The organism is Sphingobacterium sp. ML3W, assembly GCF_000747525.1.
Taxonomy (GTDB): Bacteria; Bacteroidota; Bacteroidia; order Sphingobacteriales; family Sphingobacteriaceae; genus Sphingobacterium.
Window position 1 is genome coordinate 5,064,873 of record NZ_CP009278.1, and the last position, 23,067, is coordinate 5,087,939.

24 protein-coding genes are annotated in these 23,067 nt (G+C 38.0%); 4 read left to right on the forward strand and 20 right to left on the reverse strand.

Going from position 1 to position 23,067, the window contains the following annotated elements:
• Positions 1-210: 210 nt before the first annotated feature.
• Positions 211-675 (reverse strand): thioredoxin family protein, encoded by a 465-nt coding sequence (locus tag KO02_RS21485; RefSeq protein ID WP_144243383.1) that lies wholly within the window; start codon positions 673-675, stop codon positions 211-213.
• A 12-nt stretch (positions 676-687) separates the two neighbouring features.
• Entirely contained in the window at positions 688-2,961 is a 2,274-nt protein-coding gene (locus KO02_RS21490) for a TonB-dependent receptor (RefSeq protein ID WP_038701601.1), read from the reverse strand.
• Between the two features lie 229 nt (positions 2,962-3,190).
• Between KO02_RS21490 and KO02_RS21495 the strand changes: the two genes are divergently transcribed.
• Positions 3,191-3,856: a metal-dependent transcriptional regulator gene (locus KO02_RS21495; RefSeq protein ID WP_038701603.1), complete on the forward strand. Its 666-nt coding sequence runs from the start codon at positions 3,191-3,193 to the stop codon at positions 3,854-3,856.
• 395 nt (positions 3,857-4,251) lie between these two features.
• On the opposite strand, the gene KO02_RS21500 is transcribed toward KO02_RS21495, so the two are convergent.
• The 17 genes from KO02_RS21500 to KO02_RS21575 form a co-directional block, all read right to left on the reverse strand.
• Positions 4,252-5,148 (reverse strand): metal ABC transporter permease, encoded by an 897-nt coding sequence (locus KO02_RS21500; RefSeq protein WP_038701605.1) that lies wholly within the window; start codon positions 5,146-5,148, stop codon positions 4,252-4,254.
• A 13-nt stretch (positions 5,149-5,161) separates the two neighbouring features.
• Positions 5,162-6,445: an iron chelate uptake ABC transporter family permease subunit gene (locus KO02_RS21505; protein WP_038701607.1), complete on the reverse strand. Its 1,284-nt coding sequence runs from the start codon at positions 6,443-6,445 to the stop codon at positions 5,162-5,164.
• 11 nt (positions 6,446-6,456) lie between these two features.
• Positions 6,457-7,242, reverse strand: a complete 786-nt coding sequence (locus KO02_RS21510) for a metal ABC transporter ATP-binding protein (protein WP_038701609.1) — start codon at positions 7,240-7,242, stop codon at positions 6,457-6,459.
• A 4-nt stretch (positions 7,243-7,246) separates the two neighbouring features.
• Complete coding sequence (locus KO02_RS21515; RefSeq protein ID WP_038701611.1) at positions 7,247-8,167, reverse strand: metal ABC transporter solute-binding protein, Zn/Mn family; 921 nt, start codon at positions 8,165-8,167, stop codon at positions 7,247-7,249.
• Between the two features lie 412 nt (positions 8,168-8,579).
• Positions 8,580-9,029 carry a BT0820 family HAD-type phosphatase gene (locus KO02_RS21520; RefSeq protein ID WP_038701613.1) on the reverse strand — a complete coding sequence of 150 codons (450 nt, stop codon included), beginning with the start codon at positions 9,027-9,029 and terminating at the stop codon, positions 8,580-8,582.
• Entirely contained in the window at positions 9,026-9,334 is a 309-nt protein-coding gene (locus tag KO02_RS21525) for a hypothetical protein (RefSeq protein WP_038701615.1), read from the reverse strand. Before KO02_RS21525 ends, KO02_RS21520 begins: the two co-directional genes overlap by 4 nt.
• Before the next feature lie 43 nt (positions 9,335-9,377).
• Positions 9,378-9,974: a 2,3-bisphosphoglycerate-dependent phosphoglycerate mutase gene (locus KO02_RS21530; RefSeq protein ID WP_038701617.1), complete on the reverse strand. Its 597-nt coding sequence runs from the start codon at positions 9,972-9,974 to the stop codon at positions 9,378-9,380.
• A 68-nt stretch (positions 9,975-10,042) separates the two neighbouring features.
• Positions 10,043-12,382: a ribonucleoside-diphosphate reductase subunit alpha gene (locus tag KO02_RS21535; protein WP_038701619.1), complete on the reverse strand. Its 2,340-nt coding sequence runs from the start codon at positions 12,380-12,382 to the stop codon at positions 10,043-10,045.
• A gap of 38 nt (positions 12,383-12,420) precedes the next feature.
• Positions 12,421-12,561, reverse strand: coding sequence for a hypothetical protein (locus KO02_RS23870; RefSeq protein WP_158500334.1), 141 nt, complete (start codon positions 12,559-12,561; stop codon positions 12,421-12,423).
• A gap of 134 nt (positions 12,562-12,695) precedes the next feature.
• A complete protein-coding gene (locus tag KO02_RS21545) occupies positions 12,696-13,694 on the reverse strand; it encodes a ribonucleoside-diphosphate reductase small subunit (RefSeq protein WP_200878586.1) in 999 nt (332 codons plus the stop codon).
• Complete coding sequence (locus tag KO02_RS21550) at positions 13,660-15,102, reverse strand: leucyl aminopeptidase family protein (protein WP_038701621.1); 1,443 nt, start codon at positions 15,100-15,102, stop codon at positions 13,660-13,662. Before KO02_RS21550 ends, KO02_RS21545 begins: the two co-directional genes overlap by 35 nt.
• The gene (locus KO02_RS21555) at positions 15,092-15,658 is read right to left on the reverse strand and encodes a peroxiredoxin (protein ID WP_200878685.1); all 567 of its coding nucleotides are present in this window, start codon (positions 15,656-15,658) and stop codon (positions 15,092-15,094) included. Before KO02_RS21555 ends, KO02_RS21550 begins: the two co-directional genes overlap by 11 nt.
• Before the next feature lie 79 nt (positions 15,659-15,737).
• Positions 15,738-16,172, reverse strand: a complete 435-nt coding sequence (locus tag KO02_RS21560; protein WP_200878587.1) for a tetratricopeptide repeat protein — start codon at positions 16,170-16,172, stop codon at positions 15,738-15,740.
• Positions 16,173-16,189: 17 nt separating this feature from the next.
• The gene (locus tag KO02_RS21565; RefSeq protein WP_038701625.1) at positions 16,190-16,786 is read right to left on the reverse strand and encodes a superoxide dismutase; all 597 of its coding nucleotides are present in this window, start codon (positions 16,784-16,786) and stop codon (positions 16,190-16,192) included.
• The gene (locus KO02_RS23875; protein ID WP_158500335.1) at positions 16,783-16,953 is read right to left on the reverse strand and encodes a hypothetical protein; all 171 of its coding nucleotides are present in this window, start codon (positions 16,951-16,953) and stop codon (positions 16,783-16,785) included. The genes KO02_RS21565 and KO02_RS23875 overlap by 4 nt, the downstream gene beginning before the upstream one ends.
• Before the next feature lie 891 nt (positions 16,954-17,844).
• Positions 17,845-18,297, reverse strand: coding sequence for a DUF6036 family nucleotidyltransferase (locus tag KO02_RS21570; protein WP_038701627.1), 453 nt, complete (start codon positions 18,295-18,297; stop codon positions 17,845-17,847).
• A gap of 6 nt (positions 18,298-18,303) precedes the next feature.
• Complete coding sequence (locus tag KO02_RS21575; RefSeq protein ID WP_051960198.1) at positions 18,304-18,507, reverse strand: hypothetical protein; 204 nt, start codon at positions 18,505-18,507, stop codon at positions 18,304-18,306.
• Between the two features lie 478 nt (positions 18,508-18,985).
• Between KO02_RS21575 and KO02_RS23880 the strand changes: the two genes are divergently transcribed.
• Positions 18,986-19,126 carry a hypothetical protein gene (locus KO02_RS23880; RefSeq protein ID WP_158500336.1) on the forward strand — a complete coding sequence of 47 codons (141 nt, stop codon included), beginning with the start codon at positions 18,986-18,988 and terminating at the stop codon, positions 19,124-19,126.
• Between the two features lie 102 nt (positions 19,127-19,228).
• Here the strand turns inward: KO02_RS23880 and KO02_RS21580 are convergent, their stop codons facing one another.
• Entirely contained in the window at positions 19,229-20,266 is a 1,038-nt protein-coding gene (locus tag KO02_RS21580) for a hypothetical protein (protein ID WP_235212304.1), read from the reverse strand.
• A gap of 935 nt (positions 20,267-21,201) precedes the next feature.
• Between KO02_RS21580 and KO02_RS21585 the strand changes: the two genes are divergently transcribed.
• Together KO02_RS21585 and KO02_RS21590 are read left to right on the forward strand one after the other, a co-directional pair.
• Positions 21,202-22,137 carry a hypothetical protein gene (locus KO02_RS21585; protein ID WP_038701629.1) on the forward strand — a complete coding sequence of 312 codons (936 nt, stop codon included), beginning with the start codon at positions 21,202-21,204 and terminating at the stop codon, positions 22,135-22,137.
• A 135-nt stretch (positions 22,138-22,272) separates the two neighbouring features.
• Complete coding sequence (locus tag KO02_RS21590; RefSeq protein ID WP_038701631.1) at positions 22,273-22,638, forward strand: STAS-like domain-containing protein; 366 nt, start codon at positions 22,273-22,275, stop codon at positions 22,636-22,638.
• Positions 22,639-23,067 lie beyond the last annotated feature (429 nt).

Sequence of the window (23,067 nt, forward strand, 5' to 3'; positions counted from 1 at the left end):
ACAAATATTACGATGAAACATATAGAAATTTTCCGGGTTTTGAAAACTAACATAATATGTTAAAAACCATTATGAGCAATAGCTCATAATAGCATCATTACCATCGAAAGAAAAATTTAAATAATGATAATCAGATAAACCAATCATGATTTTTACAGGTGACTTTGTATTTGTGAGTGATATTCGTCCCCCTGATTTATAGATGCTTGATCAGAATTTTTCAATAGCTTCAAGTAATTCTTGTATTTGCACAGACCTTAGCATACCGCTGTTCCTTAAAACTACCTGATAATTGCTATCCAGCATTATCCAAGTGGGAAAGGCAATATTCTCTGATCCGTTCAATGCTAGGGCAAGTTCGTGAATACCGGAAGACAATCCTTTTGGCTTATATTGAAACGATTCATTGTGAAATACAATGGAATCTTTGCGTTCAGCATTGAATATGACATAATAGAAGTTGTCAGTTTGTTTCAGAAACACTTTATTCTTTTCCAATTGCTTTTTCTGCATCTGGCAGTATTTACACCAATCGGTAGAAAGCAATATGAGTATTGGTTTTTTTTCAACGAGCATAACACTATCTATATCTTCGATAGTATAGGATTTTGTTTGGGCAGTAACTATACTGCCCAATAACAAAACCATCAAAATAATTAATTCAAATCTCTTCACAATCCTTTTAAATTAAAACAAATTGTAACGTAAACCTAAAAACCCTCTTATCCCTTGATTTGGACCATACACATAAGCAGGGTCAAATGTCAGACCATAAGGATTGTCTGGGGTTACCATCGCTTGCCCGTTAGCGTCAAATTGTACATTTTTATCGAAAGGATCATTAGCTCTCGCAATGCTATTAGCAGGAGGTGTCCAGTTCAATAGGTTCTTGACACCACCGTATACTTCTATATTATTTGCTATTTTTTTTGTTAACTGTATATTCTGGATACTCCACAAAGGTGACTTTTCACTTCGAGGGTCGGTATCGCTCAATAATGGTAAACGCATTGGACCGTACAAGTTTCCTGTGTAATCTACAGTAACTCCGATGCTTTTAAATGTATACCCAATATTCCATACACCTGTATATTTCTCCGTAAATAATTGTCTTGTTTTTTCACCCTCTTCCTTGCTATAAACATCCATTACGGTTGCGCCAGCCAATATTTTCAAACCAAAAGGGAATACAACATCTACATTCAATGAAATACCTTGTGATATGGCGTGACCGTCGAGATTGTCATAAATGATTTTGTTAGGGTCTGTGTCATAGTCAGCAATAATCTTATTGTTGAAATAGGTATAGAAAGCTGTCGCATCCAAACCTATAAATGTGCTTCCTGCATATATTTTCTTCACAAAATTCACATTCCCATTCCAAGAAGTTTCGGGGTTTAAATCATTATTAAAAATTACCTCTCTTGATCCGGTCAAGGCTGCGTGGTCTTCCGTAAATACGTTAGCTACCCTGTAACCATTACCAAAGCTCAAGCGTAATACATTATTTCTGTCGGACGAATTCCATTTGTAGTTGATACGGGGCGTAAGAATGCTTCCGTGTAGCGAATTATAATCGTATCGCATACCCAGCAAGACTTTATTATTGTCATTAATAGTAATTTCATCCTGTACAAACAATCCAGGTAGCTTTGTATGTGTAGGTTTATTTTTATCTAAATCATTTACGTCTGCTGTAGCGGGTGTATTGTCATCATAATAAGTATAGCGGTAAGTTAAGCCGGTTAGAAAATCGTGTTTACCTAAAGTTTTGAACCACGTTAACTGACCAAAACCGATTTTTTGATCAGCCATATAGGGCACATCACCATACACTGAATTCTGGTCATGTCCATTGGCACTAAATTGGAACAGGATTTTTTCTTTCACAGGTAGCTGGTAAGTTCCAAAAAGCTCCCAACGACTCGTATAAATACTCTCACCATACACTTCATCTCCACCTCTATACTTTTTTTCCCAATTCATTTCTCCACCCCAACGATCTTCATACACATAACGTCCTGCTAATGTAAAGATACGATTGTCTTTTCTGTCAAAATTCCATTTATTGAAAACTGATATGCGGTTTTGAAGTGTTACATCTGTGAAATTATCATTATTATTATCAATTGGATTACTATAATTGAAGTAGCTTACGCCTACCAGCGATTGCGCCTTTTTTCCCGCATTAAATTTTGCCGCAATGTCTGTGTTTACTTCTCCCCAACTTGTACCAAAAGCATCTACAGAAAGAAGAGGTGCGTTTCCAGGACGTTTTGTGATTACATTGATTAATCCGCCTACAGCTTCGCTACCGTAGAGTGTTGACGCAGGACCTTTTACAATTTCTACACGGTCGATGAGTGCCTGTGGAATACCACTTAACCCATATACGGTAGAAAGCCCGCTCACGATAGGCATACCATCTATTAATATCATCGTATATGGACCTTCCAATCCGTTGATATGGATGTCACCTGTATTACATACGTTACAGTTCAATTGCGGACGTACTCCATTTATGTTCTGTAGGGCATCAAATAAGGATGGTGTAGGATTTGCTTTGAAAAACTTTGACGTGTAAGCTTCTACAGGTACAGGGCTTTCCAATTTAGAAACCTCTTTCATCGTTCCCGAAATCACCACCTCTTCTAATTCATCTGATTTTTCTTCAAGAATAAAATCCTTGGAAACTGATTCGCTGTCGATAGTGATGAGCTCTTTGTAGATATTGAAGCCAATATACTTAACTTCTACTTCCCACGATCCATAGGGAACCTTTTCCAATACATAATTTCCGCTGTCATCAGATGATGCGCCTATCTTTAGTTTTCGAATATGCACCGATGCTGCTTTTAGCGTTGCACCTTGTGTATCCGATATCTTACCGGATATCTGACCTGTTTGTGCTATTGCACAGACAGAGAATAGTATAAAGACTATACTGAGTAAATGTTTCATTGATATTTTAGTTATTGAATGATTATTTAATAATGTAAATCTGTGTACGCTTGGTGGCATGGTCTTATTAGAGACTGTCTGACCGATAATATAATTTTTACTAACTCATATTGTTTGACTATCATTTATTTTATTTTTAGTCTTGCAAAAGTAATAAGTTAGATGACACTAACAAAATAATTTCTAACTTTGTTATTAGATAGGGCTAATATTTTATAAATTTGCCCTTATGATATCACAGACAGAAGAAAATTATTTGAAGGTTTTATACAACTTGACGAGTTTGAAAGGTGAGGCCAGCGTCAATGACATCAGTAAACAGCTAGATATTAAAATGCCTACTGTAAATAGTATGATGAAACGGCTTGCTGAAAAGAAACTCGTCGTTTACGAAAGCTATAAACCGCTTAAAATGACCGCTGCGGGCAAGAAACAGGCGGCTCTTATCATACGCAAACATAGATTGACAGAAATGTACCTGGTAGAGAAAATGGGATTTGGCTGGGAAAATGTCCATAACATAGCCGAGCAAATCGAACACATCCAAGCACCGGAGTTTTTTGAGAAGATGGACGAACTATTGGGATATCCTAAAGTGGACCCACACGGTTCTCCGATACCGGATACAGATGGTCATATTGCCTCTGATCATTATTTGAAATTAAGTGATTGCAGACCGGGAGATGTGGTTACTTTTATGGCCGTACAGCCTTCCTCCGAAGAATTACTGAAATTTCTCAATAGCCGTGTGTTATCTTTAGGAACCGATATCAAAATTTTGCAAATAGAAACTTTCGACAATAGTATGCGTGTCAGTTATACAGGTAAGCAAAACGAAATGTTGAGCAATCAGGTCTGCGAAAAGTTACTCGTGAGAAAAAAAACAAAAAAATAGTTGAACCTTATCTTTTTTTAATTTCACTTCATTTTTGGCTTTGTCCAACGCTTTATAAGGTGCTTGTCCAGAATGAAATACATGTGCTGCCTGTTGTGGGAATTGGCGAGATGATGTGTGTTACGCTCTTCGGCGGTTTTCAATGCTGTAATTTACTTTGAATGAAACAGAGTCACCGAAACCGTTTCTTTTGTCCGAGTAGTAGAAATTTTGATTGCGGACACCCGGACAGGTTTTGGAATGTTCTACCGAAGTTACCGATAGATTGTTTTCATTTGTCTAATTATCTTCTGTTTGTCCTTTACAATTACAGGATGCAAGAAGCATCAATACAACAGCATTAACCCCAATTATCCTAAATATCTTTTCCATTATTTATAATTTTTAAAATCTGTCTACGCTGTTTTTTGCGAAGGCAAAGTATGTCCTGTTACTAATTTCATTTTTTTATTTTTAAACACGAATTGTGTGTACACGAAAGCTAGCGCAAAAACTACGCCCGTCATCAATGCCATACATCCGGCAATGGAAGCATTGAGCCAGTACGCTAGCCAATAGCCAGTAAATGAAACCAGAATACCAATACCAACGGTAATGAAAAGCATTCTCTTTAAATCTTCTGTCAGCAAATAAGCCGTTGCAGGTGGACCAATAAGGAAAGTAATGACCAATATTGCCCCAACCGATTCAAAAGCACTGACGGTGGTAAAAGACACTGCTGCCATCAGCAGGTAATGCCACAATGCGGTAGAAATGCCGATGGTGGCAGCAAAGGACGGGTCGAAAGAAGTTAGCTTCAGTTCTTTGTAGCCGAAATATATAAACAGTATCACAAGAAGCAACACGACCGAAAGTATATATACCGGTTGGGGACCGATGCTTTTACCGTCGGGAAGTATCCAGAGATTGATAGGTACGTAAGCCAATTCTCCATACAACACACAATCCTGGTCAAGATCTATCTTTCCGGCAAAGGTGCTGATAAGGATAATACCCACCGCAAACATAAAGGTGAAGACAATCCCGATGGAAGCATCCGTCTGTAAGCGGGCTTTTCGGTGCAGGTATTCAATAATAAATGTTGCCAATAAGCCTGTGGCTCCTGCGCCAAGAAGCATAGGTAATGTATCGCGGCTACCGCTCCATAAAAAGGCGATGACAATACCCGGAAGCACTGCGTGACTGATGGCATCACCTACCATACTCATTTTTCGGAGTACAAGAAAACTGCCCAGCAATCCGCAGGAAATCGCTACCAGTGCTCCGGTCAATATAATCCAAAATGCTATCATTTTATCTTTCTTATTACTTCGGTATCACAGTTCCGTGGGGATCTGTTTCCGGATTATCCAAATATTTTTCCAATTGCTTTTCCAGCTCGGGTGTAATGTAGTGCTCCATTTCCTCGGCATTGTCGTGTACGTGGTCGGGAGCTATTTCCATATAATTGGTCAGATACAATTCCCACAAGCGATGCCGCCTGACTGTCTTTTTTGCTTTTTCAAGACCATTTTGTGTCAATAGCCAATAGGGGTTATCGCTGACCAGCAGCTTTTGATTTTTCAACCTTTTCAGTCCAGCTTTTAATTGAGTAGGTTGCATTTTTCGGAAATTCAACAATTCGTTAGCCGTTCTTTTTTTATTGAAATCATCCTCTATTTCTCCAACCTGGTAAAATAGTTTAAGGATATTTTCATCCACCATTTTTCGGCTGTTTTTGTTTCTCTGCATGGTTTTGGGAACAATTCCCAAGGGGGCAAAAAAGAAAGAGAAAAATGCAATCAATGATGAAACAACCACCATCCAAGGTCCTGTAGGCATTGCCGGAGCGATGTACGAAATATAAGCTCCCGCCAACCCGGATACGGCTCCGAATATTGCCGCAAGGCAGACCATACGCTTGATGTTGTCTGTCCAGTACCTTGCCGCAGCAGCAGGCGTGATAAGCATTGCCGCCATTAGCACTACACCTACAGCTGTAATGCCCGTTACTACCGCTAATACGGTAAGGCTGGTGAGTAGCATATCCAATTTTCGAACAGGCAATCCCAGTACTTCGGCATAATTTTCATCAAAGGCAATAATGGTAAACTCTTTAAAAAATGCCAGTGTCACCGCAATCAGCACCAGAGCAATAATAGAAAAGGTTATCAGGTCGCTACCTACAAGTGTTGCCGCTTTGCCAAATATAAAACGGTCCATACCGCTCTGTGCGGCATTGCCCGATTGCTGAATATAGGTCATCATCACAATGCCAAGGGCGAAAAATACCGAAAGCACCAACCCGATGGCAGCATCTTTTTTTATTTTTGATTTTGCCGTGATGTAGTCTATCGTAACCAGAGAGAGCCATCCTGAAATGAAAGCTCCGACAAGCATCAGAGAGGTGTTTTTAGTGCCTGTAAAAAGGAAAGCCGTACAAATACCCGGTAAAACCGAATGGGAAACCGCATCGCCTACCAGTGATTTTTTCTTTAGTACAATGAAAGAACCTACAATGGCAGCACTTACCGAAAGCAGGATACTACCCCATACCACGTATTTGATATTGGGGTCATTGAATGAAAAAAAGTTGATGAAATTGTCCATTGTATCTATGGTTATCCTTTTTTGGAAAATTTATCTTTAGCTAACAAGTCACCGGCTTCTGCCAATACCGACAAGCGGGTTCCGTAAGTTTTTTTGAGCAATTCGGGGATATAAACCTGCTTTAACGGACCAGATGCTACAAGTCGCATATTGAGCATGATGAGCCAATCAAAATATTCGGTGATGGTATCCAAATCGTGATGTACCACGATGACATTCTTTTTGGCACGGGCCATTTCACGTAAGAGCGTAATGATGGCTTCTTCGGTAGCGGCATCCACACCGGCAAAAGGCTCATCCATTAAGTAAAAGTCGGCTTCCTGTGCCAATGCCCTTGCGATAAAAACACGTTGCTGTTGCCCGCCGGAAAGCTGTGAAATCTGCCGTTTGGCAAAATCGGTCATACCCACTTTTTCTAGACATTCCATGGCTATTTTCCTGTCCGAACTACGTACACTGCGAAGCATTCCGATTTTAGCATAACGCCCCATCAGTACCACATCGAGAGCTGACACCGGAAAGTCCCAATCCACGGTTTCCCGTTGCGGAACATAACTCACTCGGCTGCGAACATCATCCAGTTCTTTGCCAAATATTTTCACATAGCCACTCGATAAAGGGATCAAACCCATTATGGATTTAAGCAAAGTGGATTTGCCGGAACCGTTTGGCCCGATGATACCCGTAATACTTCCTTCGGGCAGGCTGAAATCTACACTCCATAGAGCAGGTTTACTGGAGTAGCTTACCGTGAGGTCGTGTACTTCCAATACAGGATTTTCAGATTGGATAATCATTTGCTTACTGTTTTAGTGCGGTTACGATAGTCGTAACATTGTGTTTTACCATTCCGATATACGTGCCTTCGGGTGTTCCTTTTTTACCCATTGCGTCTGAAAAAAGATTACCTCCGATGGAGATTTTTTTTCCTTTGTTATTCACGCCTTCTACCACCGCTTTGAGCGATTTGTCCGATACGGAACTTTCGACAAATACTGCTGGAATATCGTTTTTGATAATGAAATTGACCAGATCGGTCACGTCACGCAAACCGATTTCTGACATCGTTGAAATACCCTGTAATCCCCTTACATCAATTCCGTAAGCCTTTCCGAGATAGTTGAACGCATCGTGTGCGGTAATCAATACCCTTCGCTTTTCGGGAATGGATGCAATTTCTGTTTTCACCCAACTGTCAAGGCTGTCCAGTTCTTTCAGGTATTTATCAGCATTTTTCTGATAATATGCTGTGCTTTGGGGATTGAGCTTTATGAGGCTCCTTAAAGCTACTTCCGCAGCTTCTTTCCAAAGAGCTACATTAAACCAGATATGGGGATCATACGTATTTTCGGAGACACTGATTATTTTCCCTCGGACTATGGAATCACCCAAAGCAATTACAGGCTTTACGTTGGTCTGTTTCTCCAGTATTTCGCCCATTTTTCCTTCAAGATGCAAGCCATTGTAAAAGATATAATCAGCATCCATTATTTTTTTGAGATCGCCCTGGCTGGCTTTGTACAGATGTGGATCCACACCGGGGTGCATGATGGCCTCTACCAGTGCCGAATCCCCGGCTATATTTTCTACTACATCGGCTATCATTCCTGTTGTAGTTACAATATAGGGTTTTTCACCAGTTGCTGTCTTTTTGGATTCACCACAGGAAAACAATAGCAACACAACGGTTAAAACAATAAGAGAATGTAAGTGATTGTGCATCTTTATATGAATTAATTTTTTCTATGTCACTCACAGAATGATACAAAACAAATATTTAGACAAATGTAATTAAAATGTTAGACTTATGAAACATCATAAACAATAATATGCTTTATTCGCTCTGTAAAAACTGATTATTGTGAATGTCCTTAATGCCAATTATTCAAATAAAAAAAGTGTAAACCAATAAAATAAGAGATAGAAGTAATAAATGACCTGACAAAATGATTTTTAAACACGAAACTGGGTATGGATATTGAGGATAGCCAGCGTATTGCATAAAAAATAATGATGTAGGAGGTTCCCGTATTATTTGACAAAAAGAAATAGGCATTAAATTAGGCTGATATTTGATAACGTATCCGAAAATTGACTTGGATTCAAACCAAACACATATCTGGTTACTTTTATCCTATCTTCCAAACCGAAACCAGCTCTTTTTTTTCTTTTTGTAATTGATATGGGCATTTTTATTCTTCAGCTGATGGGCATAATCGCCACTTTCGGGATGGAGTGTTTGCCATATAACATCCCATCCCAAAAAACCGCCCACATTACGGTCGTCAATAAAAATATCGGCATTAATTTTTCTGCTGAAATCACCTTCAGCGGTTTCTCCATGATAATTTTCATTGACCGCATAGAATACCATTCCATTTTTCCTGCAAAAATCAGTCGCATCCTGCAATTCTTTCCCTTTCCTGTACGTCCACAATATCATTCTATGACCTTTGATTTGTAATGCTTTTAGCGTAGCAAAGGCATACATCATTTCGTCTCCGATTTCGGGATATTTATGTTCTACAACAGTACCGTCAAAATCTACGGCAATTATTTTTCCTTTTGGGTCAATAAGATTCATTTTTTACTATATTTTGCTCTGAGTTTTATTTTTTCGTTTTCTCTTTCTATCAGTAACTGTGCGATAAGCTCTCCTGCAGGAATTTTATTTTGATTTTCAAACAGCACATTTTTGACTTTTTCTTCCGATACATCTATGCGGTACAAAATACTTAGCAGTTGATTGAAATCGGACTGTATCAATCTGTCTAAATAGCGTGCTAACACTTCAAATTTTTCCTTATTTGAATTTTTGGATATAACTTCATGAATCTGAAGCTTATCCGCGATTGACAGAATGGTGTAATGTTTTTTTATATTTGACATTTAAACGTATTATTTTACGTGCATTTTAGTTTTCATACTCTTTTCAACATTTGGCAGCATTCATATGTTCATCATAAGCATAAGTCAATGGTTCTCCTGTTGCGATTTCCCGCTTTAGGATTTCTTCCGGTGAAAGATGTTCGAGATACATAATCAATGCCCGTAAACTATTGCCGTGTGCCACGATGAGTATATTTTTATGCTGTTGCAACTGGGGTTGTATGCAATTCTTAAAATAAGGTATCACACGGTTGTAAGTATCTTCCAGGCTTTCACCTCCGGGTGGAGCTATATCAAAAGACCGCCTCCATAGATGCACCTGTTCTGTACCATATTTTTCCGCTGTTTCTGCTTTGTTCAGTCCTTCAAGCATTCCGTAAGCTCGTTCGTTCAATGCCCCGTCAATGATAACAGGCATCTCCGTTTTACCCATTTCGTTCAGCATGATTTTCAATGTATGCTGTGCCCTGACGAGCTTAGATGTGAAAGCTACATCTATCTGTTCATTTCGTAAAGCTAGACCGGCTTGTCGAGCTTCCGATTGTCCGAGTTCTGTGATATCTATATCCTGCCAACCTGTAAAACGGTTTTCCAGGTTCCATCGTGATTGTCCGTGCCGGACTAAAAATAGTTTTGTCATATCTTATTTGATTTATTTATGTATAACTAAGGATTGTGGTATTAACGTGCTGATATTGATACAATTATTTAACTTCCACAGGCAATACACTCGCCGGGATTATCCAATGAACACGAAATAGCGGTCTGTTGTTCTTCTACGGATTGAACCGTTTCTACGGTAAATTTTATGGCATCTGCCGCCGCTTTGGTGCGCAGGTAATACATTCCTGTTTTCAGTCCACTTTTCCAAGAATGAAAGTGCATAGAAGTCAATTTTGCCATATTGGGTTCTGCCATAAACAGATTGAGTGATTGGGATTGACAGATAAATGCACCTCTATCGGCAGCCATATCAATAATGGTTTTCTGCTTAATTTCCCACACGGTTTTGTATAGCTCTTTTAATTCCGTCGGGATTTCATTAATATTTTGGACGGAGCCATTTTCGGCAATCAGTCTATTTTTCATCGTGGTATCCCACAAATTCAATTCGATAAGGTCTTTCAGTAAGTGCTTGTTGACCACCACAAATTCACCCGAAAGCACACGCCGGTTATAGATATTGCTGGTGTAAGGCTCAAAACATTCGTTGTTCCCTAATATCTGCGAGGTGGAAGCCGTAGGCATTGGGGCAAGCAATAGAGAATTTCTTACGCCAAATTCCATTACGTTTTTGCGTAAACCTGCCCAATCCCATCGGTCGGACGGTTCCGCATGCCACAGATCAAACTGAAACTTTCCTTCCGAGAGTGGCGAACCTTTGAAACTTTCATAAGCGCCCTGTTCCTTCGCCAGTTCCATCGAGCTCTCCATTGCCGCATAATAAATAGTTTCAAAAATATCCTTGTTCAGTTGCCGTGCTTCGTCACTTTCAAAAGACATCCTCAATAACAAAAACACATCCGCCAAACCTTGTACACCCAAGCCGATAGGTCGATGTTTGAAGTTGGAGTTTTGCGTTTCCGGTACTGGATAATAATTGCCATCAATAACCTTATTGAGGTTTCGAGTAATAGTCTTTGTTACTTCGTACAGTTTCTGAAAATCAAAATCAATCTCTGTTACATAGCGGGGCAATGCCAAAGAGGAAAGGTTGCAAACAGCTACCTCATCGGCATTAGTGTACTCCATTATTTCCGTACAAAGATTGGAACTACGGATAACGCCGATATTTTTCTGGTTGGATTTTTCATTTACCGCATCTTTGTAGCACATATAAGGCGTACCTGTTTCTATTTGGGCTTCCAATATGGCATTCCACAGTTCACGGGCTTTCACTTGTTCGCGAAATTTTCCCTCTTGTTCGTATTGCTGATACAACGCTACAAACCCTTCACCATAAGTATCGTACAATCCTGGAGCTTTATTGGGGTCGAACAATGACCAGTCGGCATTTTCTTCTACCCGCTGCATAAACAAATCGGGTATCCACAAGGCAGGAAACAAATCCCTTGCTCGCATTTCTTCCTTGCCATGGTTTTTACGAATGTCGAGAAAATCAAAAATGTCGGCATGCCAAGGTTCCATATAGACAGCGATAGCTCCCTTTCGTTTGCCCCCTCCTTGGTCAACATACCGTGCCGTATCATTGAACACACGAAGCATTGGGATAATGCCATTGGAAATACCGCCTGTACCTTTGATATAACTTCCTGTAGCTCGTACATTATGAATACTCAAACCAATACCTCCGGCAGATTGTGAAATCAAGGCACATCGTTTAAGTGTATCAAAAATACCAGAAATGCTGTCTTCGGTCATACTCAATAAAAAGCAGGAAGACATTTGCGGTTTAGGTGTACCTGCATTGAACAGCGTCGGTGTGGCATGGATAAACCATTTTTCACTCATCAGGTTATACGTCTCTATCGCTGCTGCAATGTCTTCTTTATGTATGCCAATTGCTACGCGCATAAACAAGTGTTGCGGACGCTCGGTCACTTTGCCGTTGGTTCGGATAAGATAAGAGCGTTCGAGCGTTTTAAACCCGAAATAGTCAAAATTGTAATCACGGTCATAGATGATACTGCTGTCTATTTCATCGGCATTTTTGCGGATGATGTTGTATACTTCTTGTGATAATAACGGTGCGTGCGTATTAGTTACAGGGTCGATATAATCGTATAACAATTTTGCCGTTCTGGAAAAGGATTTTAAAGTATTCTTATGCAGGTTGCTAACTGCAATGCGTGCAGCAAGCACTGCAAAATCGGGATGTACGGTCGTGTAGGCCGCAACCGTTTCGGCAGCAAGGTTGTCGAGTTCGGTCGTGGTAACATTGTCATAAATACCTTGGATTACTTTCTTGGCAATTTCTATAACATCCTTTTCATTGACAGCAAGTCCGTACACTAATTTGTGAAGCCGTGCCGTAATCTTATCGAAATGTACGGCTTCCTGTTTTCCGTTTCTTTTTATTACAAACATTGAGTTGCGTTAAATTATTTTTATTACTTAAATTTCATTTAGTAGGGTGTGATTACTTTTCCTTTGAGCACCTGTTTCAATTTGCCTTCCATCAGCTTTTTATGTAATGGTTTTACACCATCTATAGCTAAAATACCTTGTGTGCGGTCGTATTCGTGAAGGATGACACGGGTGGCCATCCCACTAAATCTTTTCTGTATGATTTTTCAAGATGCCGATTTTGGTATTGTATTTCCACAGACCACGAACGGACCACCATACCTCACATTATTACCATCTCCATAAATCGACAACTTCATATTGAGCTCATTTATTAAAAATCCTCATCCAGTGAAAACGTGGTTTTTTCTTTTATACTCTGTGCCACACCCGATTTTTGATATTCGCCTACACGGCGTTCGAAAAAGTTGGTTTTGCCTTGTAACGAAATCAGCTCCATAAAGTCGAATGGATTGGTCGCATTCCAAAATTTTTCACAACCTAATGCCACAAGCAATCGGTCAGCTACAAATTCGATGTATTGACACATCAATTCCGCATTCATCCCGATAAGCCTTACAGGCAAAGCATCCGTTACAAATTCCTTTTCCACTTCAACCGCATCTGCTATTATTTTTTGTACAATTGCTTCCGGTAGTTTATTGACTATATGATTTACATACAGCAAACAGGCAAAATCGCAGTGCAGACCTTCGTCACGGCTGATAAGTTCATTGGAAAATGTCAGACCGGGCATCAGTCCCCTTTTTTTTAACCAGAAAATGGAACAGAAACTACCCGAAAAGAAAATCCCCTCCACCGCAGCAAAGGCAATCAGCCTTTCGGCAAAATTGTCGCTGTTTATCCATCGTAAAGCCCAATCTGCTTTTTTACCTACACAGGGAATGGTTTCGATAGCGTGCAAGAGGTAATTTTTTTCCTTGGTGTCTTTCACATAGGTATCGATCAGCAGCGAATACATTTCCGAATGAATGTTCTCTATCATAATCTGGAACCCGTAGAAACAACGTGCTTCGGGATATTGCACCTCTTGGACGAAATTTATTGCAAGGTTTTCGTTGACAATCCCATCACTTGCCGCAAAAAATGCCAGTACGTGAGATATAAAGTAACGTTCTTCTTTGTTGAGCTTGTTGTGCCAATCGTTCATATCGGGTGACAAATCCACCTCTTCGGCCGTCCAGAAGCTCGCTTCCGCATTTTTGTAGAATTGCCAAATGTCATCGTGCTGAATAGGAAAGATGACAAAGCGGTCTTTGTTCTCCTGTAAAATCGGTTCAATCATTTTTGCATTTTTTCTTAATAAATTCATATAGTAACCGTACAGGTACAGCCGTAGCTCCGCTTTGCCTGTATCCTTTGGCTTCTTTGACCGAGGCTGCTCCGGCAATATCAAGATGTATCCAAGGATAATCGGTAAAGTGTTGCAAAAATATGGAAGAGGTACTAACGCCCCCTATCGGGCCGCCCAAATTGCTCATATCGGCAACCGTGGATTTCAACAAATCTTTGTATTCCTTCCAAAGTGGCAGCTGCAATAACCGTTCGTAAACCTGCTCGCCAACCTCTTTGAGTTCATCTATTTTCGCTTGATTATTTCCCAACACGGCTATACCAAACGAACCTGTAATAGCAGCTGAAGCTCCCGTTAAGGTTGCTAGATCAATCACCAATTCGGGGTCAAATCGTTTGGCGTAAGTCAAAGCATCTGCCAATACCAAACGCCCTTCGGCATCGGTATTCTGTACTTCTACGGTGGTGCCGTCCATCATCGTGATAACATCATCTACTACAAGAGCATTGGCAGAAATTTTATTGTCCGTAGCAGGAACAAGACCGATAATATAATAGGGCAGTCTGTTTCCTGCAATAGCGGCTATTGTTCCCAAAACAGCCGCTCCTCCTGCCATATCGCATTTCATCGTGAGCATACTGCCACTTATCTTCAGCGAATAACCACCGGTATCGAACATCACGCCTTTACCCACAAGTACCAACGGCTTTTCATTGACCGCATTTTCGGGCTTGTAATGAAAAATATTAAAGGTTGGTGGTACTTCTGAACCTTTGTTGACCGCCAGTAAACCGCCCATTTTCAGTTCTTCAATCTGTGCCTTGTGCAGGATTTCGGTTTCAAATCCGAACTGCCTTCCTGTTTGAGTTACCACTTCGGAAAACTGCAAGGCGTCCATATAATTAGCAGGTTCATTGACCAATGTTTTGGTCAATGAACCTGCTTCTGTAAGCATTGTCAACGCTGTAATTTTATCTTCGAGAAATGAACGTCTGGAGATATGAACCTTAATCGTGTTTACTTTTTTCTTTGCTTTGTATTTGTCAAAATCATAACTACTCAAAATCATTCCTTCCAAAAAAGCATAACGCTCTTCTTCTGTAAGTTCGTTCATTCCACGCAGCCTTGCCGTCCGGATTTGAAGCTTATCCAGAGAAGCATACACCGAAGCTCCAGCTAAACGTAATACTTCTTTTTCCCTGTCTGGCGTTACAACTATAATGTTCTGCTTATCGCCAAGCGTAGAAATGACAACCATTTTGTTCTCCAAAAATGCCAAATCTATTTTTTGTGCCAACGACTTTTGAAATCCGTACCGGTCGGCTTGCTCTTTGGTTGCTATAAGTACGATATTATCGACATCAACTGGAACATCTTCTTTCTTTACATAAGTTATAAAGGTTACATTCAAGTAATTATCCTGCATCTTCTTCTTTTAATTGTGCCGTTAAAGTCTGTTCTCCTGCTGTCCAGCCACACCCAGTCAATTCCTCCGTTTGCAAAGCATCTAACACACGAAGTACTTCGCCCACATTTCGACCTACATTCATTGGATAGGCACTCACCCATTGGATAGTACCTTTTGGGTCTATAATAAACGTTGCCCGGTAGGCTACCTTTTCTTGTTGATCTAAAATACCCATTTCTTCGGCTAATGATTTGGATGTATCTGCCAGCATTGGGATAGTAAGGTTGGCCAATCCCGGATGGTTTTGTCTCCATCCCAGATGTACAAACTCCGTGTCGGTTGATGCTCCTATGACTACAGCATTTCGTTCAGCAAAAGCTCCATTGCTGTTGTCGAACTCGATTATCTCTGTAGGGCACACGAATGTAAAATCCTTTGGCCACCAAAACAAGACCGTCCACTTACCCTCCTGTGAAGCGTACTGATGGTTGATGTCTGTAATTTCAATGCCGTTATCGGTTGTCACTACGGCCTTCTTTGCAAAATCTGGCAGCTTATCACCAATGGATAGTATTCCTTTCTGCACCAGTTGCATCTGCTGATTATTCATTAATTTTTTTACTGAATTGCACATAATATCTAATCTATTTTTATTAATTGTTTTCTAATAGTTGTTCTTTAAGGGTTCTGAAAAGCTGTTCCTGTTTTACTTTTCCTTCTCCCGTTTTTTCCGAAAAACGCACATAAGCCAACGTTGCTCGCTTTAGTTCCGATTGTATTTCATCTATATTGAGACTTTTGTTTGCTGTCAAATGAAGTAGGTAGTACACAGCACGTTTCAACATATTTTCCGCTTCTTCTTGGTTTCCAAGTTCCTCATAGGTGTTTGCCAAATTATTGCAGGAAATGATGTACACCTGTATGAATGGGATGTTCAAACGGATACACTCCGGAATATGATTGTTCAGTACCTCCGCCCTGTACAAAGCATCCTTGTAGCCGTTTAATGCTTTTTCAAAATCTCCTTTATTAAAAAATTCATTGCTGGACACCGTTAGTGCCTGCCAATATCGTTCTATGTGGTTCATACAGATGTCAATCATTTTTATTTTAAATTTTGGTTGGCAAAATCCCAATTGACTATTTCCCAAAATCCTTCTACAAATTTTGGACGTGCATTGCGGTAATCGATGTAATAAGCGTGTTCCCACACGTCCAATGTCAGTATTGGTTTTTTATTCTCCGTGAGCGGTGTATGGGCATCTTTCATCGGTACTATTTCTAACAGCCCCTGTTCATTTTGTGCCAACCATGCCCATCCGCAACCGAAAAGCTTTATTGCTGTTTCGGAAAATTTGTTTTTAAAATCCTCAAAACTGCCGAAGTCACGATTGATAAACTCGGCTATCTGTCCATCGGGAGCCTTCCCGCCATTTGGTGAAAGGCAATGCCAAAAAAAGCTGTGGTTCCAGTGCTGAGCGGCATTGTTGAATAAGGGTGCATTATTTTCGGAAAACCCCTTCTTAATAATTTCCGCTATAGTTGCAGTTTCCAAAGGTGTATCCTTGACTAATCCCGCCAGATTATTGACATAGGTAGCGTGGTGCTTACCGTAATGGTAGTCAAATGTTTCCTCTGTTATTATCGGATTAAGGGCGTTTTTGTCGTACGGTAGGTCCGGTAGTGCTTGTGTAATTCTCATTGTTTTTTGTTCTTTAGTTTTAAAATTTTAATTGCTCGTTTTAGTTGACTGACCTGCCCCAATTCCTCGGTAGCTTTCTTCATATTGGTCTGCATCAGTTTATTATCCCGGATATTTCTTTCCAGATACTTTTTGTTTTTTTCTAATAATTCTATCACGTAATCCATATTTGAAATATACATAAGTTAGATTGACAAATCTAACAAGTTAGATGATACTAACAAAATAATTAGGCTAATTATTTTTAAATAATCAGAAGCTAAATGTTTTCATTAAAAAAACCGAAGCTTTTAAAGCTTCGGTTTTTACGTATTGGTCCGAGTTTCCTAAGTAAGTTCTATATTTTTGTTTATTATCCTTCTTTTTGATTCCCCTGCGCCAAATGCGCACCTAATGATCCGTTAAAGTTAAAAATGGCGACCGTCCGGTTATTGGACTAGTGCTGAAACCAACTGATGGAGATGAAGTAGATGGTGAGGGATAAGTTCATTACTGACAAAGGTCAAGTAGATTGACCTACAAAAAACAGAGCCGAATGGTCATCCAATCGGCTCTGTATATTTTATGGTAATAAATTATTTATAATTTTTCAATCTCTTCGATTGGAAGGCCAGTCCCTTTAGCAATATCAGCTATAGGTAGACCCATTTTCTTAAATTCTAATGCAACGGCAATCGCTTTTTCATGCTCAGCTTTCTGTTTTTCTACCTTAAGCTTAGCGCGCTCTTCTAAACGTCCTTTCTCAATGCCCTGCTTTTACGCCTTGTCCAATAAATATTCGTGAGTACCCATAATACTGTTCCTCTCTAATTTTTTTTCAATTTCTTCCTCAAACTTAGTTAAAAATTGAATAAAAAAACAATTTTTAACGATATCTCATCGACCTATGAAAAACAAATATTACGATGAAACATATAGAAATTTTCTGGCTTTTGAAAACTAACATAATATGCTTAAAACCATTATGAGCAATAGCTCATAATAGCATCATTACCATTGAAAGCAAAATTTAAATAATGATAATCATAAGATCCGTTAGTACCAGAACTATCTTGATATTAAGATAAATTTTCTATATCATCAATATCTTTCGGTCTATTACTTTCCTTTTTTGCTGCAATCAATTGAGTTTTATGCAACGTTCTTATTTTTACATCCTCATCTTCGAAAATTATAGATTTATCATAATTTTCATTAAAATCCAAACCCTTTACTTTGACCATAATATCAATAGCAACTGGCGGAACTCCAAATGTAAAAACATCCCATATAGGATGAGACAGAAAATTATCTTTAGTCATATCAAATACTGGCATACCGAATTCTAAAAATGCATGCTTCAATCTTGAATAATTTGTTTCTGATCGCTCAACCCAAATATCCATATCGCCAGTAGTACGAGAATAACCGTGCAAAATAACTGCAAAACCCCCAACTAGAATATACCTTACCTCATGCTTATTCAATGAATTTAGAAAATCTCTAAAATCCTCATTAAAAATATTACCCATCGTAAATTATGCCCTTGAACTTGCTTTAAATTTTGTTTTATCCATCCTTGGCGGGTTATCTAATGCGTAATTAAAAGCAATACTGTTCAGATAAAATGCTATTTGAAGACGTTGTTGCCAACTCAATTTTATATAATACTGAGCATGATTTGCAGCCTCCACTGCAGTTTGCGCTTTAAAAGCAGTTATATCCATTCGAAATGTCATCATAAAACAAATTTAAATAATAAAGTCCATAATATATTAGAAAGTCAACGTTGATAAAAGAACGAAAAATTTAATATTTTCATATGGGAACCTCAAAAACTACATTTTCTGAATGAAGACATGTAACAACTTAAATTTTCGAGAATTAATAGTTTTTGGAAATTTTGGTGGCCACTTCAAACTTATTTGTCTATATTACTACTTATAACTAAAAAACACTACTTTGGCAAAGAGGTTCATTTATTTGATTTGATTTTATTCTACCTACTATAATAAATAAGGAGGCTTCACATTGAAGTCCCTTTTACATAAAGTAAATTTGACCAAAGGATTCCAAATCGAGATACACGAATTGGTATTGCATACTAAATTAATCCATCCCAACTCTTCGAATAGACGAAGATGTATAAAATTTGTTCTTTATCTGAATCATGGATTATCTGCTGACTTTAGGTTTTAACTTTAAATAAGTAACACAGTGATGAGTAACGCAGTAACAATCAGTCTAATTTACTCACCTCATAACCTGATAACATTAAAAAACCTGATAACAATTAAAAACGATGAACGTCCAGTAATAGGATTACCTAAGCCTGCTGATGGAGGTGAAAGTGAGGGATAAGATGATTGCTGATTACCGATGATAGTAAAGCATATTGACCAATAACATACAGAGCCGAATGGTCATCCAATCGGCTCTGTATATTTTATGGTAATAAATTATTTATAGTTTTTCAATTTCTTCGATAGAAAGACCTAAAATATCACTAACCTCTTCTTTTCCGATACCTCTAGCAAGCATTTTACGAGCAGACTCGCATGCTTGTTCATGAGCTTCATCCAATATCGTTTGAAGTTTCAATTCTAATGTATGCTTTTCCTCTGCAATCCTTTTCTTTTCAGCAATAATCTTAGCGCGTTCTTCTAGACCCGCAGCAATGCCTTTCTTTTCCGCCTTATCCAATAAATATTCTTGAGTGCCCATAATATTGCTCCTTCCTAATTTGTTTTCGACCTCTCTTTCAAAGGTATAGAAATTTTCTGGATTTTGAAAACTAACATAATATGCTAAAAAATCATAGAGACCTTGACGTGTTTTCTTATCCATTTTACGTTTCATCATCTCCTCATAAAGATCATGTTTGATGTCTTTCAAGGCTTCATCACTGATATTCTTATTAACGATAGCCAATAATGTCGTCAATACCACAACAGAAAATGGATTGCCATTGGCACGTAATAAGGATTCATCTTGATCCAGAATCTTATAACTATTAAAATCATAGCGCAAACTGGTACCCATAAATTTGTACATATAAAATGACGGTCGATAATTACTGTTGCCATCTGCCAAAATAGCGATAGCGGTGACAGGAACTTGATACTTATCCGATACTTTATAAAAATATTGGAACATACGATTCGCTAAATCTCCCTTACCTTTACTGGACTGTATCTCAATATGGCACAATATAAATTGTTCGCCTCCGTCTTTAAGATACACCTTGACCAATTTATCTACAAAACGAACGCCCTTACCATTGGGCTCGGGTGGAAACAAGGTCTCAAACTCCTTATCCAAATAATCAAAGGGTTTGCTCAGATCAAAAACATCATCAGCATCTGAAAAGAAAAATCGTAAAAAATGTGCAAAGGTCTGCTCTAAAATAGATTTCCACAGCAGATCATCGACACGACTGGATGAATGACTCATAACGGTATATAATTGGTTATCAGCATAAAAGTAAAAAATAAAATCCATAAAGCTAATAAATTTAGCATTTCAACTAAATTATTTACTAATTTATAGATTCGCCACTTCGAATAGTTCATGATAAGTAGGCTTTGTTTTTTATCGGCATCATGGAATGTCTAAAGACAATACTACGGTGATTCTGAGCGTCCAGTAATAGGATTACCTAAGCCAGTTGAAGAAGATGCAAGTAAGGGATAAGGTTAATGACAAAAACTTGAATTTTAAAATTATTTGTCTACCTTACTATTTATAAATAAAAACACCCCTTTGACAAAGAGGGTTATTTCACTTGATTATATATCTACCTACAATAGTAAATAATGGGGCTTCACATTTGAAGTCCCTTTTACATAAAGTAAATTTGACCAAAGGACTCCAACTCGATATTCACGAACTGTTATTGCAGAAGGATCATCTAACCTAACTCTTCGAATAGACGAAGGTGAATTGAATTTGTTCTTTATCGGTATCATGGATTATCCGCTGATGTGAGGTTCTAACTTTTAAACAAGTAACACAGTGACGAGTGACGCAGTAACGAAGAGTCTAACATTCTAACCTAATAACCTGATAACATTAACGAGTAACACAGTGATGAGTAACGCAGTAACGATTAAAAAATGGTGAACGTCCAGTAATAGGATTACCTAAGCCAGTTGATGGAGATGCAAGTAAGGGATAAATAACAAAGGATATGAGTATAACATAACCATTATAGGACAATCTTGCAGTTTTACAGATTCATTTATTGAAGAAGATGATTCCGAGACACAAAGTCTTGATAATAATAATATCGAGGAAGAAGAATGAATGAACATACTTTTCAATAATTAATAACTAAAATCATACTTATCTTTGGTATCTTAGTTACTATAAAAACTACGATCAACCAAAACTGCAGCTAAATTAGTATTTAATAACATCTAATTACCCTTTATAGTATGAAAACAATATCATTGCCAACACATATAAATGATAATTTTGGGGACTCAATGGGTAAACTTTTTGAGCTCCAAGTTCAGATTGACAATACAGAAAAAAACATAGAAATATTACTGGATTATAGTAAAGCAGCATTCACTAAACCATTTTTTACATTAGGACTCTTGCTACTCATTAAACAATATGGAGGAAAAAGAGCTCCAATTAGTTTAAAGTCTGAAATAGAAAATCAAAGTGTTGCTGGCTATATGAATAATATTTTTTTTCCAAATATTATTCATTGCGACAAAATAAACAGCGTGTCTGTCATATCATTATTAGAAAAGTATAAAAATAAAACATACATCCCCCTTCTTTCATTTCCAATAGGTAGTGATGCTGAGACCTCAAGAATAAGAGATATCTTTATCGGTCATCTGAATTCTTTATTAAGAGGATTTGTCAACGTAGGCACAAATTATAATCTTCTTTCAGCTCTGCTTTATCTTATTGATGAGACGATTGAAAATATTATTCATCATGCTCATCACGATCACGGTTATATATTTGCTCAATTTTACCCTACATTAGGATATCTTGACATTTGCATAGGCGATATTGGAAGGACGTTATTAGAATCTTATACTGACTTTAAAGATAATGCCTATAATGTAACGTCTCACCTAGATGCAATGAAAGCAGCACTTGGGGGTAAATCTACAAAATTACAAGATATCAGTAGAGGGTTTGGAATAAGTACATCAACACGTATGTTGACGGAAGGAATGAATGGCAAGTATTTTATCTATTCAGGAGATACTTTTTGCTATATATCTGCAGAGAAAAATGAAATCTATACAACAAAAGGAGATTTTAATTGGCAAGGTGTATTGGTCTGCTTAAGAATACCTGCGCTCGTACCTCAAGATTTTGATTATTCTAAATTTGCAGAATAATAGAAGGAAATAAAAAAAACAATTTATCTATTGACTTGTTCTTTACAAGAAGAATTTGTATATTGTTTAAAAGCATTTTAATAATTTATAATTTAAGCATATCTTTGCACACTATTTAAAGAACAGGAGTACACTATGACAACTGCAGCAGACATTAGGTTAAAGGATTTATTCAATGAATCTTTAGACACCAGAGAATCTGTACATTTTCTGATTAATTATATCGAGAGGGAGTTGGGTAAAGAGGACTGTTACGATATTACATTAGATTTTACAGGAATTGATTTTATGTCTAGGTCATTTGCGGACGAACTACATAAACAAATCAATTTAGAGAATTTTCATAAATCATTCACATTTGCCAATATGCCTCTGAGCATGAAAGAATTGTTAAGAGTGGTTGAAAAGACACAAACTACAAGAAAAAAAAGAGAGATGAAATCCTCTGTTCTTGTCGTAAAAGATATTTCTATGATAAAGGATTACACTTTTTCGTGGTAAAAATTTGTCTACTTATTTAATATAGAGAGGCTTCATATTGAAGCCTTTTTTAATTTTGATATATTTTAGTCCACTTAATATTACTTAGAAAAACAGAGAGTTTTAATGCAGCACTACAATCGGCATCATGGATTATCCGCAAACTTTAGTTCTAACTTTAAACAAGTAACACAGTGACGAGTAACGCAGTAACGATCAGTTTAACTTTAAACAAGTAACACAGTGACAAGTAACGCAGTAACGATCTGTCTGACTTTTAAACGAGTAACGCAGTAACGATTGGTCTAACATTCTAACCTAATAACCTGATAACATTAACGAGTAACACAGTGACAAGTAACGCAGTAACGATCAGTCTAACTTTTAAACAAGTAACGATTAGTCTAACTTTAAAAAAGTAACACAGGGACGAGTAGCGCAGTAACGATT

Excerpts from the sequence above, each read along its gene's own strand:
- KO02_RS21490 (WP_038701601.1), bottom strand. The coding sequence starts at position 2,961 with ATGAAACATTTACTCAGTATAGTCTTTATACTATTCTCTGTCTGTGCA.
- KO02_RS21495 (WP_038701603.1), top strand. The coding sequence starts at position 3,191 with ATGATATCACAGACAGAAGAAAATTATTTGAAGGTTTTATACAACTTG.
- KO02_RS21500 (WP_038701605.1), bottom strand. The coding sequence starts at position 5,148 with ATGATAGCATTTTGGATTATATTGACCGGAGCACTGGTAGCGATTTCC.
- KO02_RS21505 (WP_038701607.1), bottom strand. The coding sequence starts at position 6,445 with ATGGACAATTTCATCAACTTTTTTTCATTCAATGACCCCAATATCAAA.
- KO02_RS21510 (WP_038701609.1), bottom strand. The coding sequence starts at position 7,242 with ATGATTATCCAATCTGAAAATCCTGTATTGGAAGTACACGACCTCACG.
- KO02_RS21515 (WP_038701611.1), bottom strand. The coding sequence starts at position 8,167 with ATGCACAATCACTTACATTCTCTTATTGTTTTAACCGTTGTGTTGCTA.
- KO02_RS21520 (WP_038701613.1), bottom strand. The coding sequence starts at position 9,029 with ATGAATCTTATTGACCCAAAAGGAAAAATAATTGCCGTAGATTTTGAC.
- KO02_RS21525 (WP_038701615.1), bottom strand. The coding sequence starts at position 9,334 with ATGTCAAATATAAAAAAACATTACACCATTCTGTCAATCGCGGATAAG.
- KO02_RS21530 (WP_038701617.1), bottom strand. The coding sequence starts at position 9,974 with ATGACAAAACTATTTTTAGTCCGGCACGGACAATCACGATGGAACCTG.
- KO02_RS21535 (WP_038701619.1), bottom strand. The coding sequence starts at position 12,382 with ATGTTTGTAATAAAAAGAAACGGAAAACAGGAAGCCGTACATTTCGAT.
- KO02_RS23870 (WP_158500334.1), bottom strand. The coding sequence starts at position 12,561 with ATGGCCACCCGTGTCATCCTTCACGAATACGACCGCACACAAGGTATT.
- KO02_RS21545 (WP_200878586.1), bottom strand. The coding sequence starts at position 13,694 with ATGAATTTATTAAGAAAAAATGCAAAAATGATTGAACCGATTTTACAG.
- KO02_RS21550 (WP_038701621.1), bottom strand. The coding sequence starts at position 15,102 with ATGCAGGATAATTACTTGAATGTAACCTTTATAACTTATGTAAAGAAA.
- KO02_RS21560 (WP_200878587.1), bottom strand. The coding sequence starts at position 16,172 with ATGAACCACATAGAACGATATTGGCAGGCACTAACGGTGTCCAGCAAT.
- KO02_RS21565 (WP_038701625.1), bottom strand. The coding sequence starts at position 16,786 with ATGAGAATTACACAAGCACTACCGGACCTACCGTACGACAAAAACGCC.
- KO02_RS23875 (WP_158500335.1), bottom strand. The coding sequence starts at position 16,953 with ATGGATTACGTGATAGAATTATTAGAAAAAAACAAAAAGTATCTGGAA.
- KO02_RS21570 (WP_038701627.1), bottom strand. The coding sequence starts at position 18,297 with ATGGGTAATATTTTTAATGAGGATTTTAGAGATTTTCTAAATTCATTG.
- KO02_RS21575 (WP_051960198.1), bottom strand. The coding sequence starts at position 18,507 with ATGATGACATTTCGAATGGATATAACTGCTTTTAAAGCGCAAACTGCA.
- KO02_RS23880 (WP_158500336.1), top strand. The coding sequence starts at position 18,986 with ATGAGTAACGCAGTAACAATCAGTCTAATTTACTCACCTCATAACCTG.
- KO02_RS21580 (WP_235212304.1), bottom strand. The coding sequence starts at position 20,266 with ATGGATTTTATTTTTTACTTTTATGCTGATAACCAATTATATACCGTT.
- KO02_RS21585 (WP_038701629.1), top strand. The coding sequence starts at position 21,202 with ATGAAAACAATATCATTGCCAACACATATAAATGATAATTTTGGGGAC.
- KO02_RS21590 (WP_038701631.1), top strand. The coding sequence starts at position 22,273 with ATGACAACTGCAGCAGACATTAGGTTAAAGGATTTATTCAATGAATCT.